This is a genomic window from Pleomorphomonas sp. JP5 (genome assembly GCF_023721815.1).
Classification (GTDB): domain Bacteria; phylum Pseudomonadota; class Alphaproteobacteria; order Rhizobiales; family Pleomorphomonadaceae; genus Pleomorphomonas.
Genome location: NZ_JAMDLI010000022.1, coordinates 365,203 through 384,679, shown reverse-complemented (window position 1 = coordinate 384,679; position 19,477 = coordinate 365,203). Strand labels below are relative to the sequence as shown.

Genomic DNA, 19,477 nt, shown 5'->3' with positions numbered 1-19,477 from the left:
ACACCATCCAGGAGATTTGGGAAGCCGCGAGCCATTCGCAAGAGAACGTGACTACAGCCAGCCGAGCAACTTCCACCACAAGAAGTCGATCGGCACCAGCACGAGGAGGGTGATCAGCGCCAGGGGCACCGTAACCTTGACGAGATGATCTAGCTTCTCACCGGAAAGCTGCATAGCCACCACCAGCGGTCCAACCTGGTAGGGGAACATCACGGTCGAAAACCCCACCACCTGCGTCATCAGCAAGGTCATGACACCATAACCGGTGAGCGTGGCCAGATCGCCGGCCATCGGCGTCAGTACGGCCGGCGCGCTTGGCACCGTCGTGAACATGCCCGTGAAGAAGGACATGAAGGTCAGCGAAAAGAAGTTGGCAGCATCGTTTCCCGGAGCGAGCGGCAAAACGGAGGTCAGAAAGGCGCCCAGCCTGGCACCGAGGCCGGAGGCCCCCACGACAGCTCCGAGCGCCAAAGCACCGGCCACGAACAGGAGCAGGCCGAAGTCGATCGACTGTTTGAAGGCCGGCGGGTTGACCACGCCGATACCGGGCGACAGCAACAAAACGGCGGCGCCGAGGCCAACCCAGGCGGCATTGATGCCATGCAGGCTGTCGGTCATCCACAAGACGAGCGTAACGAGCAGAATGGCAATCACCTTGCCCTGCCCCGTCTTGCCGGATGTGGCCGCCGCCACGGTCGCGCCACGCGGCGCTTCCACCTTGGCCGGGAAAAGCGCCAGAACCAACGCCACAGTGACCACCGCCTTGAGGATGCCCAGCACCGGGTAGTGCAGGAACAGATAATCGGTGTAGCCAAAGCGGACGCCTAGGATGGTCTCGGCCGAACCGGCCAGCACCATGTTCGGGATGTTGGACGGCAGGATCGCGAAGCTAGGCATGTTGCAGCCGATGGCGAGGATCGCGGCGATGCCTATGCGCCCGTTCGAGCCCTTTGCAAAGCCGCAGCGATCGGCCAACGCCATGCCGATCGGGATCATCACCACGGCACGTCCCACGGACGATGGCATCAGGAATCCGAGAAGCATCGAAGCGAGCATCAACCCACCAATCAGTCGCGGATAGCTACTCGTCAAAAGTGGGGCGATGATGCCGGCAAGACGACTGTCGAGCCCTGTCGCGTTGATGGCCGCGCCGATGACGAAGCCGGAAATGATCAACCACACCGCCGCCGAGGCGAACCCCGAGAACACCAGGGGCGCCGGTTGCAGGCCTGCGATCAGAACGGCGGCGAAAAGCAGGAGACTGGCAAAATAGTTCGGCACCAAGGCCGTCGCCCAAAGCCCGAGCGTAACGAAGACGATGGCAAGCGTAAGGCTACCCGACCGACCCAACTCAGTCGGGGACACGAAGACGAGGGTGGCGGCGGCCAGGATCACGGCGGCAAGAATGAAATGCCTGAGGGTCAACTGGCCGGGCGAGAACATGATGATATCCTTCTATGCGTCTGATGGAAGGGCACCCTATCGGAAAGGCGGCGCTGGCGTTAAGATGCCATCATGCCAAGAAATGTCGCCGACACGCCATTCTTCGAACCTTCGCCCGTTTCCTACATCCTCGACCCCGCTCGTCCACTGCTAATCCGCAGCCAGACGTTGATCGCCGGTCGAATCGTGCGACCGCATTCGCACCCGCGCGGCCAGTATGCCTGGGCGAAGAAAGGCGTGTTGCGCATCGTCAGCGATCATTGCGTCTGGATCGTTCCGCCAACGCACGCGGTCTGGATACCCGGCGGAACGCGCCATCAGGTGGCGAGCGAAACGCGGGCGGAGGTGCGGCACGTCTTCGTCGATCCGTCCCGCGCCGTACGAACCGGCGCCAAGCGCCCGGACCGTTGCGCCGTGCTCGCGGTAACGCCCTTGATGCGCGAGATGACGCTTCGACTGGAAACACTGTTGGTCAAGGAGACCGACGAGGCACGCCGCCTACGCTTCTGCGACGTGATGATCGATGAGCTGGACCGCCTCGCCGAGGCGCCACTGAACTTGCCCGGCGGTCGCGACCCTCGTTTGGTCCGCCTTACTCGCCACCTCGGCGAACACCCGGAGGATAGCCGTCCTCTCGCCGAACTGGCGAGCTTTGTCGGCGCCAGTACACGCACCCTGGAGCGATTGTTTGCCGCCGAGACCGGCCTGACCTATCGCCGCTGGAGAGCCCGGCTTCGCCTCCTCGCCGCCATCGAGCATCTGGAACGCGGCGAGAGCGTCACCGAGGTTGCGTTGACGCTCGGCTATTCTTCGCCCAGCGCCTTCACGGCAAGCTTCAGGGAGGAGTTCGGCGAACCGCCGCGTGCCTTTCTGCAAGGCCAAAGGCGGATGGTTCTGGACGCCTAGCTCTCCGCGCTGATACAGCCATCGCAAGGTCGCTGTCGGCCACCCGATCTCAAGACGAGAATGCAACCATGGACCTTCTGGTGAAGCTCTACGACGTCGTTGCCGACGCTGACCTAGACAGGCAGCTGGCGGACAAAGGCATCGTCATCCGCCGGGCGCTGGCGCCCGAACTCGACACCATCCGCGCCTGGATCGCTGCCCGCTTCAGCGCCGGCTGGGTGAGCGAAGCGCAGGTCGCCTTCTCGCGTGATCCCAATGCCTGCCTGATCGCGGTGCGGGAGGGCAAGCTCTTGGGATTTGCCTGCTATGACGGGGTCGCCCTCGGCTTCTTCGGCCCGACAGGCGTCGACGAGGCGGCACGCGGTCTCGGCATAGGCAAGGCCCTGCTTATCAGGACGCTGCTGGCCATGCGCGAGCGCGGCTACGGCTACGCGGCCATTGGTTGGGCCGGCCCCGTGGACTTCTACACCCGCGCCGTTGGCGCCATCCCGATCCCCGACTCGGATGGCAGCGTCTACAAAGGGCTGCTGAAACCGCTGCTGCACGCGCCGACCGAGTAGATCGTCACATACTCGGGCGGAAACGGTTCAGCATGCTGAACCGCTCCCAGTTCTTGTTTGCCGCCGGCGTCCAGCCCGCCTCGGCGACGGCGGCAAGGCGCGGAAATACCAAGTGGTTGAAGTGGGCGCGACTGTCGACCAGTTCGGTCCAGAGACAGGCCTGGATGCCCCTGAGGCGAGGCAGAATCTCGGCGGGAATGTCGTCCCCCACCTCGTAGGCATAGGCCGTTTCCAGTGACGTGGCCCCGGCCCAGCTCATGCCGATCTCGTCCCAGCCGTTGGAATGGGCGATATCGAGATAATAGGCCTCGGCCGGCGCCATGACGATGTCGTAGCCGCGCCGCGCGAGGCCGGCGCCGATCGCCGCCTTCTGCCAGACAGTGAGAAGCGTTCCCTCGGCATCGACGCCCTCCCCGTTGCCGACCTCGTTCCAGCCGGCGAGCTGGCGGCCTCGCTTCCTCAGCATTGCCTGAACCCGGCGCATGAAGTGCGACTGCAGCGCCTCGGCGCCATCAAGGCCGAGATCGGCCATCAGGCGGACTGCCAGAGGCGAGGATTGCCATGCCCCGTGCGCCACCTCGTCGCCGCCGACATGCAGGTAAGGCGACGGGAACAGGGTCGCGAGGTCATCGAACACGGCCTCAAGCATCGTCCACGTCAGGTCGATCGCCGGGTTGAGGGCATTGTTGGCAAACCCTTGAACGGACGCATAGGCACCAGCCGGTTCGGCCGGGTCGGCTAGCGCCGGCAGCGCGGCAAGAGCGGCGGTGCTGTGGCCGGGAATGTCGATCTCCGGCACGATCTCGATGTTGAGGTGGCTGGCATGGGAAACCAGCGCCCGCACGTCGGCGTGGCTATAGAAGCCGCCACTTGCCTGCGCACCGTCGCCGAGCTGCGGCGGCAATGGAGCACCCGGCCCGCGCAGCGATCCGGCCGAGGTCAGCTCCGGATAGCCGCCAATCTCCAGCCTCCAGGCCTCGTCATCGGTGAGATGCCAGTGGAAGACGTTGATCCGGAGATAGGCGAGACAGTCGAGGAAGCGGGCGATATCGCCGACGGGGAAGAAGCGGCGGGCAGTATCGAGATGGCAACCGCGCCAGGCAAAGCGTGGCCGATCTACAATGTGACCGCCCGCCGGAAAGCGGAACCCGTCTCCGGCTCGCGCGCCCCGCAAGAGCTGCCCGAGCGCCATCAGGGCATGTTGACACCCGGCAGCGTCGGCTGTCGTGATCAGAACGGCGTCGGCGCCAAATTCCAGACGATATGCCTCTCTGCCGAGCGACGCATCGACCGCAAAGCGCAACAGAAGGTCGCCCGGCAGCGCCATCAGCGAGAAAGGCGCGGGATCGGTCGGAAACAGTCGGCGGAACAGGGCCATCACGGAAGAAACAGCCGACAGCTCCTCCGCGGTGGCGCCATCGGCCGGCACCAGATAGCCGGGTATACGATCCGAAGGCATGAGCTCCACATTGGCCGGCCAAGGCATCAGCGCAAAGGGAGAGGCTGAAGCCGCGCCGGACGCAATGCGCTGTTCGGGGAACTCTCGCCTCAGATCGCCGACAGCAACCGTCCGCCTCTCTCCGTCCGCTTCGGTCAGGTAGGCCGAGACAATCCCCTCCCCGCGATGCAGCGGCTCCCCCGTGATGCCGCCGAGAGAGAAGCGCCACACACCACCGGAGACGAAACGGAAGCCATCGGGCGGCGCGACCTCGTGGAAGTATCCCCGTCTGTCGAGAAGGCGCGCGTTGTTGGCGGATGGATCGCGCTCGACGAACCGAAGCGTGGTGAAGGCCAGGCGGAAGCCATCGACCGGCATAGCGCCGGTATTGCGGAGCTCGAACACGAAACGGCCGGCCGGATCGTCTTCCGACGGTTGCCAAAGGCAATCGAGATGCAAACACGTGGCTTCGGGAGCGCCGGGCACCCATTGCTGGTCGGTCATCTGAACTCCTCCCCGCGACCGAGCCCGAAACCTGGAAGCCGCGTCCTCCGGTGCTTCAGAGGACACGGGCTGGCCCCAAAGCCCGATGCGATCGCCGCTGCCCGATAGGAAGGCAGCAACGAGCAAGGCGCAAGTTCGCCGTATCTTCAAGGAACAGAAAAGTCGCCTGCCATGACCATGCCCGTCCCCAGAGCACTGCGGCCTGTTGCGTCGGGTCGAGGCACAAGGAGATCCGACGCCGCGATTTGCGCGACAGCCACCCGGATCGTGCTGGAGTTCCCGTCAGCCTGCCGAGTGCTCCGGCTGGGTCTTGGAGGCTCTCGTCTTCCTGTCGAGAAGCAGCGAGACGACGAACACTGCCGCCCCGACCAAGCCGAGCGCCGCGCCCACCCAACCGGTTGAGGCCCAGCCGTAGCCGGCGGCGATCGAAACGCCTCCCAGCCAGGCGCCGAGCGCATTAGCCATGTTGAAGGCCGAATGATTGAGCGCCGCCGCCAGCGTCTGGGCATCCTTGCCCACATCCATCAGGCGGGTCTGGAGGGTGGGCACCACGGCGAATCCGGTACCGATGAAGAAGACGACGATGACCGCCATCACCGGCTGGCGCACCGCCACGGTAAACAGCACCAGAACCAGCACGTTCCAGGCCATCAAGCCGCCGATCGTCGGCAGCAGCGCCCGATCGGCCAGCTTGGGTCCCACGATGTTGCCGGCGATCATGCCGGCGCCGAACACGCTGAGCACGAAGGGGACGGCGCTTTCGGGAATGTGCGACACATTGACGAGCGTCGGGGTGATGTAGCTGAACACCGCGAACATGCCACCAAAGCCCGTCGCGCCAATGGCCAGCGTCAGCCAGACCTGCACCTCACGCAACGCGCCCAGTTCCCGCAAAGGGCTTGCCCCGGGCATCGGACGATCGCGTGGAACGCAAACGGAAACCATCGCTACCGTCATCAGGCCTAGCACCCCCACAATCGCGAAGGCAACGCGCCAGCCGAGCGCCTGGCCCGCCCACGTCGCAACCGGCGTGCCGACAAGCGTCGCGATGGTCAGGCCAAGCATGACGCGGCCGACGGCACGGGCGCGCCCGTCGGGGCCTGCCATGCCCGCAGCCACCAGCGCGGCGACCCCGAAATAGGCGCCATGCGGCAAGGCGCTTACGAACCTCAGAACCACCAGGCTGACAAAACTCGGCGCCAGCGCGCTGGCAAGGTTCCCCAGGGCAAAGATGCCCATGAGGATCAGCAACAGAACGCGCCGCGACAACCTGGCTCCGACGACAGCGATCAACGGCGCGCCGACCACGACACCGAGCGCATAGGCGCTGATGATCCGTCCGGCGGCCGGCACGGTGACCTGCCAGCCATTGGCGACGTCAGGCAGAAAGCCCATGGCGGCGAACTCGCCGGTACCAATGGCGAAAGCGCCGATAGCCAGCGCGAACTCGGCAATTGTCGCGGCGCTGAAGAGGGACGTCTTGGCGGCAGTGTTCATCGGGACCAATCATGCTGGCGATCACGCGGGACGTCCCGGAATCGATCTTTGAAGCGCCAACCTAGGTTTGATTTCTCCCGGAATAAACATGTGATATCGGAAGGACCATTCGGAAAATTCGGAAGATCGAGTTGCGAACAGATCTGGAAATGGCGGCTCTCGCGGCCATCGTGAGACATGGCAGCCTGTCGGCGGCGTCGAGACACCTCGGCCTGTCGGTCTCGGTGGTCTCGGACCGCCTGACCAGTCTCGAAACCCGGCTCGGCGTTCGATTGATCGCCAGGACCACACGACGCCAGTCCCTGACCGAGGCCGGGCGGCTCTACCTCTCGGAAATGCAGCCGATCCTTGCCGCCATAGACGACCTTGAAACGCGCGTTCGCGACCTGTCGTCCACTCCTAGGGGAACGCTGAGGATTACCGCGCCCATGCCGATCGGCCGTCGCTGGATCGCCCCTTTCGTCGGTGAGTTCGTCATCCGCTATCCGGATATTCGCCTTCAACTGGTGCTGGAAGATCGCTACGTCGACATTGTCGGGGAAGGCTTCGACATCGCCATCCGCGGCGGTCCCGCCGTCGAATCGGAGTTCACCGGCCGCCTGCTGGCATCGACCCGCAGGGTCACCGTCGCAAGCCCCGACTACCTGAAGGCCCGCGGCATCCCCGAACAGCCCGACGATCTCACCGCGCATGACTGCCTGATATTCAATGCCGGCGGCCACTTTCACGCCGACTGGCGCTTCGGACGCGGCGAAGCGTCGAGGATCGTGCGGGTATCGGCGCGACTTGCGACCAGCAGTTCCGAGTTGCCGGTGACCTGGGCGGTGGCCGGCCTCGGTCTGACGCAGAAATCCCTCTGGGAGGTTCAGGAGCATGTTGACGAAGGACGGCTGGTGACCGTCCTCGACGCCTTCGAGCCGGATCCGGCCTCGTTCTTTGCCATCCACCCAGTCAGCCGATCACAGTCCCGCCTGCTCTCCCTTTTCATCGGAGAACTGGCCGCCTTCCTGAAGCCGCGCTTTGCATCCTGACCACGGCCGACAGAAGCGAACCCCATCACCCCTTTCGCAACGCCCTGTACTGCGTCGGTGAACTGTCGTGCACCCGCCGGAAGCAGCGGGAAAAATACAGGGGATCGTCGAAGCCGAGATCGGCGGCGATGGCCTTGACCGACTGGTCTGTGGTGTCGAGCAGGAAGCAGGCGCGCTGGATCTTCAGGCGAATGAAGAAGTCGAGCACGGTAAAGCCGGTTCGCTTCTTGAACACCGCAGCCAGATGCGACGATGACAGGTTGGCCTCGCGCGCCAACTCGTCGACCTTCAACGACCGGCTGAGATTGCCCTGCATCACATCGATCACGCGGCGAATGCGCTGGTCGAGATTGTCATCTCGGTTGGGCGACCGGTGGCGCAGAACCACGAGATGGGTGACGAGCTGCCCCAGCGCCATCGAAGCCGACAGCAGATTGTCCGGCGTATAGCCTCGCCCGAGGATCGAAAGCATCTTCTCGAACAGCGTCGGGATGGCCGGATCGCGCCCGGGATTCAGCAGCGGTTCCTCTGGATCGAGCTCCAGCAGAACGGGCAGCATCGCCACCTTGGCGCCATCGAGATGCACCCAGTAGATCGTCCATGGGTCTTCAGGGGCAGCGCCATAGGCGTGCGCCGCTCCTGCCGGCGCGACCAGAGCCTGTCCCGGACGAATGCGCAAACTGACGTCGCCGACACGCGCCCACCCGCAACCGTCGGTGCAATAGATCAGAACCGTCTGGGAAATGCCGTCCGGCCGCTCAACGAAGTGCCATTGGGCGCGCGGATAGTGGCCAACGTCGCTCGGCAGCAACTCGATCAGCGGCTGTCCATCCAGCCAGCCGGACACCACCGGACGCGGCAGCACGATAGACCTCTGCCCCGGGAAACCCTCTTTGATCCGCTGTTCGCCACCCTCCAACATGGGATGACGCTATCAGAGTATCCTCCATGATGTCCATCGTTACCGCTATTCACGCCAATGGGGCCGACGCCTAGCGTTCCGACAACGACAGGTCCCCGGCTCCGGGATGGGAAGGAACGCGCCATGAAACAAGTCGAACTCCCCGAAGCGCCTGCGACGCTCGCCGGGCCGGTCAGGGCATGGTCGGCGCCGCTCGTCATCCCGACCTACGAGCCGGCTCCCGCCGACCGCAATCCGATGTTCCTTGAAAAGCGTGTCTTCCAGGGGTCGAGCGGCCGCGTCTATCCGCTGCCCTTCTTCGATCGCATCGCACCCGAGCTCCGCGAGAAAAGCTGGACGGCGCTGCATATCGAGAACGAGTATCTCCGCGTCACCGTTCTCCCCGAGCTCGGTGGCCGCATCTACGCCGTCGTCGACAAGATCAACGGCTATGACCTCGTCTATCGCAATCGCGTCATCAAGCCGGCACTCGTCGGCCTTGCCGGTCCGTGGCTGTCCGGCGGCATCGAGTTCAACTGGCCCCAGCATCACCGCCCCAGCACCTACATGCCAACGGCTTGGGAAATCGTCGAGGAATCCGACGGATCTCGTGTGATCTGGTTGTCCGAGCACGAACCGATGAATCGCATGAAGGGCATGCACGGCGTACGCCTCAGCCCTGGCAAGGCCTGCCTCGAACTTGCGGTTCGCCTGCACAATCGCACCGAGCTGACCCAGACCTTCCTGTGGTGGGCGAATGTCGCCACGGAGGTTCATGAGGACTATCAGAGCTTCTTCCCGGAGGACGTCCACTTCATCGCCGATCACGCCAAGCGCGCGACATCGGCCTTTCCTGGTTGCGAGGGCCGCTATTACGGCATCGACTATGCCGGGCGCGCCAAGAACGGCGTACCGCCCGAGGAAACGCCGGCGCAGTTCGTGCCTCGGCGGGGCTATGCCCCCAACGACCTCCGCTGGTACTCCAACATTCCGGTGCCGACGAGCTACATGTGCCTTGGTTCGCGCGACGATTTCTTCGGCGGCTATGACCATGCCGTCGATGCGGGAATCGTCCATGTCGCGAACCATCACATATCCCCTGGCAAGAAGCAGTGGACATGGGGCAACCACGACTTCGGCTACGCCTGGGACAGGAACCTGACCGAACCCGACGAGAACGGCATCTGCTGGCCCTATATCGAGATCATGGCCGGCGTCTACACCGACAACCAGCCCGACTTCTCCTTCCTGGTACCGGGCGAGACCAAGACCTTCTCGCAGTACTGGTACCCGATCCGTCAGATCGGAGCCGCCGCCGCGGCAACCCTCAAGGCCGCCATCGGCCTGAAGCTCAATGGCTCCAGACTGACGGTCGGCGTACAGGCGACCGAGGCCGTTGCCGGCGCGCGCATTACCGTCTCGGTCGGGAACCGGACGCTTGCCGAGCGCTCCGCCGATCTCGATCCGACCGGACCGCTCCTCTTTCCTGTCGACCTCGCCGAGGGCATCGACAGCGAAGACGTCCGCATCACCGTGAAAAAGGATGGCGCGACGCTGGTCGAACGCCGCCCGGTTGATCGGGACGAAGTGATCATTCCGCCGCCCGCCACCGAACCGCCGCCGCCCGCCGAGATCGAAAGCGCCGACGAGCTATGGATGACCGGCGTCCATCTCGACCAGTACCGCCACGCAACACGCCCCGCCGACATCTACTGGCGCGAAGCGCTTCGTCGCGACCCAGGTGATATCAGATGCAACACGGCCCTCGGCATCTGGCATCTGAGGCGGGGCGAGTTCGCGGTCGCCGAAGCTTGCCTGCGCAAGGCGATCGAGCGATTGACACGGCGCAATCCGAACCCGTCGACCGGTGAGGCGCATTATCATCTCGGTCTTGCCCTGCGCTATCTCGGCCGGACCGACGCCGCCTACGATGCTCTCTACAAGGCGACATGGAACGCCGCCTGGCGCGGCCCTGCCCATTTGGCGCTGGCGGAAATCGACGGGACCCGCGGCGCCCTTGCCGACGCGTTGGCCCATGTCGAGGAAGCGCTCCGTCATGACGTCGAGAACTCGGTCGCCCGCAACCTTCGCGCGGCGCTGCTCTTCAAGCTCTGTCGGGGAGATGAAGGCCGCGCGCTTGTCGCTGAAACGCTGGCCCGTGACCCGCTCGACGCCCGTGCCCGCGCACTGATGGGACAGCCGTTCGACGGCGACGACCAGCTTTCTCTCGACGTCGCCATCGAGGCGGCGCGCGGTGGCTTTGTCGCCGATGCGCTGTCGCTGCTCGAGAGCCGTATCGCCACCAGCGGCAACAGCGCATCGCCGCTTCTTCACTATCATGCCGCCCTTCTCGCCAGCCGGCTTGGAAAGTCGTCCGAGCCCTATCTCGCTGCCGCCGCCAAGGCATCGCCCGATTACTGTTTCCCAGCCCGTCTCGAAGATATCACCGCGCTGGAAACGGCAATCGCCATGAGCCCCTGCGATGGCCGAGCGCCCTGCTATCTCGGCAACCTCCTCTACGATCGCCGCCGCCATGCTGACGCGATCGCCATGTGGGAGAAGTCCGTCGCCATCGATCCATCGTGGTCGATCCCATGGCGCAACCTCGGCATCGGCTACTTCAACATCGAGGGCTCGGTGGAGAAAGCCGTTACCGCCTACGACAAGGCGCTGGCCGCGGCTCCGTCCGACGCCCGCCTCGTCTACGAGCGAGATCAGCTCTGGAAGCGCATCGGCCGCTCGCCGGCCGAACGCCTCGCCGAACTGGAAAGTCGGTTCGATCTCGTGGCTTGTCGTGACGATCTCAGCGTCGAGCTCTCCGCCCTCTACAATCAGCTCGGCCGGCCCGAGAAATCGGCCCCGCTGATTGCCGGACGTCTGTTCCAGCCCTGGGAGGGCGGCGAAGGCCTCGCCCTCGATCAATGGGTACGCGGTCACCTGGGCCTTGGCCGCAAGGCGCTCGCGGCCGGTGACGCCGGTAAGGCGGTATCTCAGTTCGAGGCGGCTCTCCATCCGCCGCACTCGCTCGGCGAGGCGCGTCATCTCCTCGCCAACCAGAGTGACGTCCACTACTGGCTGGGCAAGGCGCTCATCGACGCCGGCCGCAACGAAGAGGCAAGCCGCTGGCTGACCCTGGCCGCCGAGTTCGCCGGCGACTTCCTGGGCATGGAGGTACGCGCCTATTCTGAGAAGACTTTCTTCTCCGCCCTGTCGCTTCTGGCGCTCGGACGCAAGGATGAGGCGGAGAAACTGCTGGGCGAACTCCGCGCCTATGCAGAGGAGACGATGGAGACGCCGGCGAAGATCGACTACTTCGCCACCTCTCTGCCAACCATGCTGCTGTTCGATGACGACCTTCAGCTTCGTCGTCGCGTCTCCGCCCACGTCATGCTCGCCGAAGCCGCCATCGGCCTCGGCGACAAGGAAAACGGCCGCGAGCATCTTCAGGCCGCCCTGAAGCTGGACCCCAACCACGCGCTCGCAGCCGACCTCCTCAGCGATCTTCCCAATAGCTGAGGAGGCCCCACATGAACGCGCCGTGCCTTGAAACCGAAGTCACCGAGCTGACGCTCTCGACGCAAGGCACGGCCGTTCTCGGCTGGAATCTGGAATCTGGATACGGAAACCGGTCTCCTTCCCCCGACGCGATGCTAGAGGAGCACATCACGCTCGATGCTCTGGTGCAGCGAGGCAGCTGACGCCAAACCGCAAGACGGAACGCGATCGAATTGGTATGGAGCTGTCATGCAGGCAACGACCATCCACTCGTTTCGGATCTCCGCCGATGGCACTCGGGCCTCGCGGGGCAAGGCGTCGCTGCTGTTTCCCTACTGGAGTTTCACGAAGACCGTCATCGCCATCTGCGCCCTGAAACTCCACGAAAGTGGCAAGGTGGATCTGGACGACGAGATCACCGGCGAGCGCTTCACGCTTCGGCAGTTGCTGAACCACACCGCCGGCTTGCCGGACTACGCGTCGCTTGTCGACTATCACCGTGCAGTTGCCGCCGAGGAGCCTCCGTGGCCACGCGACAGGCTTCTCGGCGCCACCATGGCAAAGGGCTTCTTGTTCGCCCCCGGCCAGAGCTGGGCCTATTCCAACGTCGGCTACATGCTGGCGAAGGAATGGATCGAGGCGGCCTCGGGGCTGTCTCTCGCCGCCCTTGTCGAGGAAACCGTCAGCCGCCCGCTCGGGCTGAAAAGCCTGGAGCTTGCGACCACCCGCGAGCAGTTCCGGCGCGTCCATTGGCGCGGTGCGGACAGCTACCATCCAGGATGGGTCTATCATGGCTGCCTGATGGGAACGGCCGAGGATGCCGCACTGCTTCTTCATGGCCTCGTCACCGGGGCGCTTCTGAGCGAGTCCATGTTGGGCGAGATGCGCCAATCCCTGCCGCTGGGCGGAGCCCTGGAAGGCCGCCCATGGACGGAATGCAGCTATGGTCTCGGCCTGATGATCGGTAGCTTCAGTGGATCGGGACGTGTCATCGGGCACACCGGCGGCGGACCGTTTTCCACGAATGCCGTCTATCATTTCCCGGATGTGGATCGCGGCGTGACCGTAGCCAGCTTTAGCGATGGCTTGACCGAAGGCGGCGCCGAGTTCGAGGCGTCGGACTTTGCCCTGAGTAGATGTTCGTTCACGGCATAGCCTCGATCGGGAACTTCGCCTGTTGTTGAAGCCCTTGGCGATAGCTATCTACGTGGAAATATGGTGCTCACTGCGATAGCATAGTGACAAAATAGCGCGTGCTGCGTGCGCTACGGGTAACCCGAAGTCGACGGAGACCTTTGATCAACTTCCAGCTTTTTGGAGTGATAATCTATGTCTTTGCCGATCGAACCGAAGCACATCCAGTCTACGCTTCGCCGGTTCCTGGATGGAGAGGCTTCTGGCGGCCTCGTTCTGATGGTTGTCGCCGCGCTGGCCATTCTGACGGCCAACTCGTCCTTTGCTGACACCTATTTCGATGCGCTTCACGTCTACCTTGGCCCCCTAAGCCTCCAGCACTGGATCAATGACGCCTTGATGGCGGTGTTCTTCCTGCTGGTCGGACTGGAGATCAAGCGAGAGATGCTGGACGGCCAGCTGTCGAGCTGGAGCCGGCGCATCCTTCCCGGCGCCGCCGCGGCCGGCGGCATGCTGTTTCCCGCCCTGATTTACGTGGCCCTCAACTGGAGCGATCCGTCGTCGCTGAGAGGCTGGGCCATTCCAACCGCCACCGACATCGCCTTCGCGCTCGGCGTCATCTCGCTTTTCGGCTCCCGGGTCCCGAGCTCCCTCAAGATCTTCCTGGCCGCGCTCGCCATCATCGACGATCTGGGCGCCGTCATCGTCATCGCGCTGTTCTATACGGCCGATCTCAACCTGTGGGCGCTCGGCGGCACCGCTGTTGTCCTCGCCGCGCTTATCGGCCTGAACCGGGCCAAGGTGATGGCGCTCTGGCCGTATCTGGTTCTGGGAGTTGGGCTATGGGTGCTCGTGTTCGCCTCCGGCGTCCACGCTACCCTGGCCGGCGTGATGCTGGCCTTGACCATTCCGCTCAAGCCGACGCCGGGCACCCCGGAAGCAGACCATGCGGAATCGCCGCTTCATCGGCTGGAGAATGCCCTCCACAAGCCGGTCGCTTTCCTGATCGTGCCCTTGTTCGGCTTTGCCAACGCCGGCGTCTCCCTTGCCGGCCTGTCGATGGGCGTGTTCGCCGAACCGTTGACGATGGGCATCGCCGGCGGGTTGATGCTGGGCAAGCTGATCGGCGTCATGGGGACGGTGGCCGTACTGGTCAAACTGGGTGTCGCTCACCTCCCGGCGAGCGCCAGCTGGGGACAGATGGCCGGAACGTCGCTCCTGTGCGGCATCGGCTTCACGATGTCGCTCTTCATCGGGTTGCTCGCCTTTGACGACCCGTCGGTTCAGGATCACGTCAAGATCGGCATTCTGCTGGGCTCGCTTGCCTCCGGCGTTCTCGGCGCCATCTGCCTCGCAAGCTTCGGGCGCCGCCAAGCCGCCACCGCCGCAAGCTGAACGGTCCTGCGGCGTCTCTGCCGCAATCCGTCAGCCACAAACGCAAAGCGACCGAGCGATGGCCTCGCCCGGTCGCAGGTCTCATCGATCCGCCATCCTGCGACTTCAAAGCCCACAAGGATCGCAACCGCATCGAGCGCGTGTCCAATCGCCTCGAGCAGCTCCGTCGCAGCGCAACGCACTACGACAAGACGCAACTCTCGCACGAAGGCTTCCTCAAGCTCGCCGCCGCGACGATCGGGATGCAAGCCCTGTCAACGCCGCCGAAGTGGGAGAAGTCCAAGCGGGAATGGCTATATTCTCGGCCTCCATGCACGACACTCAACCCTCTTCCCCGAAGAGGATTCGACGCCGACCGACGGCAGCATCACGCGCGTATGCCCCCTTACCTCTTTGATCATGCTGTTCCTGGCGGGGGCGATAATCATTGCGGAACACACACGGAACATGTTAACTCTGTTCGTGATTTGTACCGATTCGCGTTTCGGCGCGCCGGCCGACCAGCGGGGACCAGACGATGCTCACGCGCAAACAGCTCGAACTCCTGATGTTCATTCATGAGCGTCTGAAAGAGTCTGGCGTTCCGCCCTCTTTTGACGAGATGAAGGATGCTCTCGACCTCAAGTCGAAGTCCGGCATTCATCGTCTCATTACCGCGCTTGAAGAACGCGGCTTCATTCGCCGGCTTCCCAATCGGGCGCGAGCGCTGGAAGTCATCAAGCTGCCAGAGACCATGCAGCCGGGCATTGGCAGGGCGCGCAAGGGTTTCGCACCATCGGTGATCGAAGGCGACGGCGGCCGCAAGGCTCCACCCGCCTCCGTCTCGGCGCCTTCGCTCGACAGCCGCGATACGGTACCGGTGCCGGTGATGGGACGCATTGCTGCCGGCGTGCCGATCGCCGCCATCCAGAACCAATCCCATATCCTCCACGTGCCGATCGACCTCGTGGCAGGTGGCGAGCATTACGCCCTTGAAGTGCGTGGCGACTCGATGATCGAGGCAGGCATTCTCGACGGCGATACCGTGGTCATCAAGAAGTCCGACACGGCCGACTCCGGCGACATCATCGTGGCGCTGGTGGACGACGAGGAAGCGACGCTGAAGCGACTTCGGCGCAAAGGCGCCTCTGTCGCGCTCGAAGCCGCCAATCCGGCCTATGAGACGCGTATTTTCGGCCCCGACCGGGTCCGTATCCAGGGTCGCCTCGTGGCGCTGATGCGCCGCTACTGAGTGTTTTCAAGCACCTGAAACCGGCTATGGGGCGCTTCCAGGCGCCCCTTTTTGTATCGTCGCGAGTGCAGTCAGGCCCTATCTCGTCAACCGGCTCTCTGGCGCGGGAAGGAGCAGCGACGTGTCGCCATAGGAGTAGAAGCGGTAGCCATTGGCAATCGCATGAGCATACGCGGCATGCATGGTGTCGAGGCCGGAGAAGGCCGATACCAGCATGAACAGTGTCGACTTCGGCAGGTGAAAGTTGGTCATTAGCAGATCGACGGCGCGGAAGCGGTAACCAGGGGTGATGAAGATATCGGTCGCCCCCGCGAACGGCCGGATCAGGCCATCTTCGCTAGCCGCACTTTCCAGCAACCGGAGCGACGTGGTGCCGACGGCCACCACCCTGCCCCCACGCGCGCGAACGGCGTTGAGCGCATCGGCGGTGCCCGCTGAGACGTGACCGACCTCGGAATGCATCTTGTGGTTCTCGGTATCGTCCACCTTCATCGGCAGGAAGGTGCCCGCTCCCACATGCAGAGTCACGAAGTGCCGGCCGATGCCGCGCGCGTCGAGGCGATCGAAAAGATCCGGCGTGAAGTGGAGGCCGGCAGTCGGCGCGGCAACCGCGCCGCTCTCACGGGCATAAACCGTCTGGTAGTCGGCCCGATCGCGCTCATCCTCGGCTCGCCTGGCTGCGATGTAGGGCGGAAGAGGGATGTGGCCGACCGCCATCAACGCCAGATCCAGATCCGGTCCGGCACGGTCGAAAACCAGCGTAACCTCTCCGTCGCCCCCCTTCTCCGCCACGAGAGCGCCCAGAGGGGGCGCGCTCGTATCGACACCTGAGAACACCACATGATCGCCCGAGCGCAGCTTGCGTGCGCCCTTCACGAAGGCGCGCCAGCGATCCGGCGCCTCACACATATGCAAGGTGGCGGAAAAGCGAACGGGTTCGGCGCCCTCGCGCTCCCGCCGTCCTTCGAGCTGGGCTGGAATGACCTTGGTGTCGTTGAACACCAGCGCATCCCCCGGCGAGAGCAGCTCGGCGAGATCGCGCGCATGCCGGTCCTCGAACGGCTCGCCCGGTTTCACCACCAGCAGGCGCGACGCGTCACGCGGAGAGGCTGGGCGCAGGGCAATCCGGTCGGGTGGCAGATCGAAGTCGAAGGCTGAAACTTGCATGACTCTGCATAGGCAGGAGCGCTGCGAAAGGCAACGGTCCCGCGAGAAGACCAAGGCAGTTGGCCACGCAGATTGCCGTGCAAGTCGAGCGCCGAAGCTGCGAGAAGCCGAAAGAAGAGCGCGCTTTGCGCCACCAGCTTTCTCGGCCCAAAGAGCCATGGAACGCAGTCCCAACGCCCTCCTTGCGAAGGACACAATGGATATCCGCCTAAAAAACCACCCTTCTGGGGAACTGCGACTAGCGCCCGGGGAACTCATCGGATAAACCGCGTCCCGAAAAGTCCAGAAAACAAGGACCGACCATGCTTGAGTGGTTCCGCAAGCTCCTCCCGCACGAAGAGCAATTCTTCGATCTGTTCGCACAGCATTCCGAAACCGTCGTCAGCGCCGCCCACTCGCTCAACGCCCTTCTGTCGGGTGAGGACCGCGATGCACGCATCGCCGAGATCGTCGCCCTCGAAGACAAGGCGGACGGCATTACCCGCGAGGTGCTTCTGGCTGTTCGGCGGAGCTTCATCACGCCGTTCGACCGCAACGACATCAAGGACCTCATACAGTCGATGGACGACACCATCGACACCATGCACCGCGTGGTGAAAACGATCCTGCTGTTCGAGCAGCGCGCCTTCGATCCAGGCATGCGCGACATGGGGGCTGACATCATCCAGGCATCCAAGCTGGTCGCCGAAGCCATTCCGCTCCTGAAGAACGTCGGCTCCAACGCCCCACGTCTGACGGCTCTTTCGGAAGAGGTCACGCGCGTCGAAGGCCACTCGGACCTCCTGCATGACAACGGCCTCAAGGACCTCTATCGGCGACACGGTGCCGGCAATGCCATGGGCTACATAATCGGCAGCAAGATCTATGGCGAGCTCGAGAAGGTCCTCGACCGGTTTGAGGACGTCGCCAAGGAAATCAGCGGCATCGTGATCGAGAACGTCTGATGGAGACGCTCGCCCTTCCGTTGCTCATGGGCCTGATCGGCATCGCTCTGCTGTTCGATTTCCTCAATGGCCTGCACGACGCCGCCAACTCGATCGCCACCATCGTGTCGACGCGCGTGCTCCGGCCGCAGTACGCGGTGTTCTGGGCGGCTTTCTTCAACTTCATCGCCTTCCTGTTCTTCGGCCTGCACGTCGCAACGACGCTCGGAAAGGGCATCATCGATCCGTCCATCGTCACGCCGCATGTCGTGTTCGCCGCCCTGATGGGTGCGATCGTCTGGAACGTCATTACCTGGGTTGCCGGCATTCCCTCGTCGTCCTCGCATGCCCTGGTTGGCGGCCTGGTTGGCGCGGGCCTCGCCAAGACCGGGTTCAGCTCGATCGTCTGGGCCGGCCTGATCAAGACGGCGGGGGCCATCTTCCTGTCGCCGGCGCTTGGCTTCTTCCTTGCGTTGATGCTGGTGCTCGCGGTCTCCTGGACCTTCGTGAAACGCACCCCATTTGCCGTGGATAAAACCTTCCGGCACCTGCAGTTCGTCTCGGCCTCGCTTTACTCGCTCGGCCACGGCGGCAACGACGCGCAGAAGACGATGGGCATCATCGCCGTGCTGCTTTACTCGCAAGGCTATCTCGGTGGTGAGTTCTACGTGCCGTTCTGGGTGGTGATCGCCTGCCAATCGGCCATGGCGCTCGGCACGCTGATGGGCGGCTGGCGCATCGTTCACACCATGGGCTCGAAGATCACCCGCCTCAACCCGATGCAGGGCTTCTGCGCCGAGACGGGCGGCGCCATCACCCTGTTCATCGCCACGCATTTCGGCATCCCGGTGTCGACCACCCACACGATCACCGGCGCCATCATCGGCGTCGGCGCGGCGCGGCGCGTTTCGGCCGTCCGCTGGGGGATCGCCGGCAACATCGTCATCGCCTGGATCATCACGATGCCGGCCGGCGCCGCGATCGCCGCCTGCTCTTACTGGCTGGTCGAGCTGTTCGCCTGATACCCCTGACCTTCCTCCGCCCGCCGATCATCCGGCGGGCGAGGCGGCAGGACGAGCGTCACCAGGGTGAAGCTCACGAACAGAAGCAGATACCACGACCCCATCTTTCCGAATGACACCAGGTGCCACGAAGCCTGGCCGGGATAGAGCCAGGTTCCGGTAAAGGTTCCGACATTTTCCGCCACCCACATGAAGAAGCAGCTCAGAATCGCCGCGACGACGAGCGGCATCCAGCGTGGCGTCTGATCGACCGTGAAATAGATCCGCACGCGCCCGTACAAAAGAACCGTCGCCGCGAACAGGAACCACCTGAAATCCTGTATGAAATGGTGTCCGAAGAAGTTGGCGTAGATGGCCAACGACAGGGCGATGGTCCAGTTGCGCCCCGGATAGTTGGTGAAACGCATGTCGAAGACGCGGATCACCCGCGCCATGTAGCTGCCAACCGAGCCATACATGAAACCGGAAAACAACGGCACGCCACCGATCGCCATCACCGCGGGCTCCGGATAGCTCCATGACCCCATATGAACCTTGAAGACTTCCATGACCGTGCCGACCACGTGGTAGACGGCGATCACCTTCAGCTCGGAAAGGCTCTCGAGCCTGAAGACAAGCATGAGAACCTGGATCGTCAGCGCAAAAGCGAAAAGAAAGTCGTAGCGGTGAACAGGCCAATCCGCCGACCAGAGATACTTGGTGGCGATAAGCGCCGACAGCATCACGCCGCCGAACAGACACGACCAAGCCTGTTTCAGACCGAACAGGATGAACTCAGCGATCGGGGTCGGCAAGCGCGACAGAAGCCCTCGAAGAGCCAGGCGCAGTGG

The 19,477-nt window shown here is 63.8% G+C and carries 16 protein-coding genes; 10 read left to right on the top strand and 6 right to left on the bottom strand.

Annotation, left to right across the window (positions count from 1 at the left end; genetic code table 11):
• Positions 1 to 51 precede the first annotated feature (51 nt).
• Positions 52 to 1,443 (bottom strand): SLC13 family permease, encoded by a 1,392-nt coding sequence (locus M4J40_RS21110; protein WP_251756380.1) that lies wholly within the window; start codon positions 1,441 to 1,443, stop codon positions 52 to 54.
• A gap of 72 nt (positions 1,444 to 1,515) precedes the next feature.
• Between M4J40_RS21110 and M4J40_RS21105 the strand changes: the two genes are divergently transcribed.
• Positions 1,516 to 2,349: a helix-turn-helix domain-containing protein gene (locus M4J40_RS21105; protein ID WP_251756379.1), complete on the top strand. Its 834-nt coding sequence runs from the start codon at positions 1,516 to 1,518 to the stop codon at positions 2,347 to 2,349.
• 68 nt (positions 2,350 to 2,417) lie between these two features.
• The gene (locus M4J40_RS21100; RefSeq protein ID WP_251756378.1) at positions 2,418 to 2,909 is read left to right on the top strand and encodes a GNAT family N-acetyltransferase; all 492 of its coding nucleotides are present in this window, start codon (positions 2,418 to 2,420) and stop codon (positions 2,907 to 2,909) included.
• A gap of 4 nt (positions 2,910 to 2,913) precedes the next feature.
• On the opposite strand, the gene M4J40_RS21095 is transcribed toward M4J40_RS21100, so the two are convergent.
• Positions 2,914 to 4,851, bottom strand: a complete 1,938-nt coding sequence (locus tag M4J40_RS21095; RefSeq protein ID WP_251756377.1) for a beta-N-acetylhexosaminidase — start codon at positions 4,849 to 4,851, stop codon at positions 2,914 to 2,916.
• A 282-nt stretch (positions 4,852 to 5,133) separates the two neighbouring features.
• On the bottom strand, positions 5,134 to 6,348 hold the full coding sequence (locus M4J40_RS21090) for an MFS transporter (RefSeq protein WP_251756376.1): 1,215 nt from the start codon (positions 6,346 to 6,348) through the stop codon (positions 5,134 to 5,136).
• Between the two features lie 131 nt (positions 6,349 to 6,479).
• Here M4J40_RS21090 and M4J40_RS21085 point away from each other — a divergent pair, with 131 nt between their 5' ends.
• Complete coding sequence (locus M4J40_RS21085) at positions 6,480 to 7,379, top strand: LysR family transcriptional regulator (protein ID WP_251756375.1); 900 nt, start codon at positions 6,480 to 6,482, stop codon at positions 7,377 to 7,379.
• Positions 7,380 to 7,404: 25 nt separating this feature from the next.
• Here the strand turns inward: M4J40_RS21085 and M4J40_RS21080 are convergent, their stop codons facing one another.
• Positions 7,405 to 8,244, bottom strand: coding sequence for a helix-turn-helix domain-containing protein (locus tag M4J40_RS21080; protein ID WP_251756374.1), 840 nt, complete (start codon positions 8,242 to 8,244; stop codon positions 7,405 to 7,407).
• A 180-nt stretch (positions 8,245 to 8,424) separates the two neighbouring features.
• On the opposite strand from M4J40_RS21080, the gene M4J40_RS21075 reads away from it, so the two are divergent.
• From M4J40_RS21075 to lexA, 5 genes are all read left to right on the top strand, one after another.
• Positions 8,425 to 11,796 (top strand): DUF5107 domain-containing protein, encoded by a 3,372-nt coding sequence (locus tag M4J40_RS21075; protein WP_251756373.1) that lies wholly within the window; start codon positions 8,425 to 8,427, stop codon positions 11,794 to 11,796.
• Positions 11,797 to 11,807: 11 nt separating this feature from the next.
• On the top strand, positions 11,808 to 11,978 hold the full coding sequence (locus M4J40_RS21070) for a hypothetical protein (protein ID WP_251756372.1): 171 nt from the start codon (positions 11,808 to 11,810) through the stop codon (positions 11,976 to 11,978).
• 46 nt (positions 11,979 to 12,024) lie between these two features.
• Positions 12,025 to 12,930 carry a serine hydrolase gene (locus tag M4J40_RS21065; RefSeq protein ID WP_251756371.1) on the top strand — a complete coding sequence of 302 codons (906 nt, stop codon included), beginning with the start codon at positions 12,025 to 12,027 and terminating at the stop codon, positions 12,928 to 12,930.
• Positions 12,931 to 13,104: 174 nt separating this feature from the next.
• Positions 13,105 to 14,304, top strand: coding sequence for a Na+/H+ antiporter NhaA (nhaA, locus tag M4J40_RS21060; protein WP_251756370.1), 1,200 nt, complete (start codon positions 13,105 to 13,107; stop codon positions 14,302 to 14,304).
• 517 nt (positions 14,305 to 14,821) lie between these two features.
• Positions 14,822 to 15,535, top strand: a complete 714-nt coding sequence (lexA, locus tag M4J40_RS21055) for a transcriptional repressor LexA (protein ID WP_251756369.1) — start codon at positions 14,822 to 14,824, stop codon at positions 15,533 to 15,535.
• 78 nt (positions 15,536 to 15,613) lie between these two features.
• Here lexA and queA read toward each other — a convergent pair whose 3' ends face one another.
• A complete protein-coding gene (gene queA, locus M4J40_RS21050; protein ID WP_251756368.1) occupies positions 15,614 to 16,702 on the bottom strand; it encodes a tRNA preQ1(34) S-adenosylmethionine ribosyltransferase-isomerase QueA in 1,089 nt (362 codons plus the stop codon).
• A gap of 302 nt (positions 16,703 to 17,004) precedes the next feature.
• On the opposite strand from queA, the gene M4J40_RS21045 reads away from it, so the two are divergent.
• Positions 17,005 to 17,646, top strand: a complete 642-nt coding sequence (locus M4J40_RS21045) for a DUF47 domain-containing protein (protein WP_251756367.1) — start codon at positions 17,005 to 17,007, stop codon at positions 17,644 to 17,646.
• Positions 17,643 to 18,647 carry an inorganic phosphate transporter gene (locus M4J40_RS21040; protein ID WP_251756623.1) on the top strand — a complete coding sequence of 335 codons (1,005 nt, stop codon included), beginning with the start codon at positions 17,643 to 17,645 and terminating at the stop codon, positions 18,645 to 18,647. Before M4J40_RS21045 ends, M4J40_RS21040 begins: the two co-directional genes overlap by 4 nt.
• Here M4J40_RS21040 and M4J40_RS21035 read toward each other — a convergent pair.
• Positions 18,620 to 19,441: a DUF817 domain-containing protein gene (locus M4J40_RS21035; RefSeq protein ID WP_251756366.1), complete on the bottom strand. Its 822-nt coding sequence runs from the start codon at positions 19,439 to 19,441 to the stop codon at positions 18,620 to 18,622. The genes M4J40_RS21040 and M4J40_RS21035 overlap by 28 nt on opposite strands.
• Positions 19,442 to 19,477 lie beyond the last annotated feature (36 nt).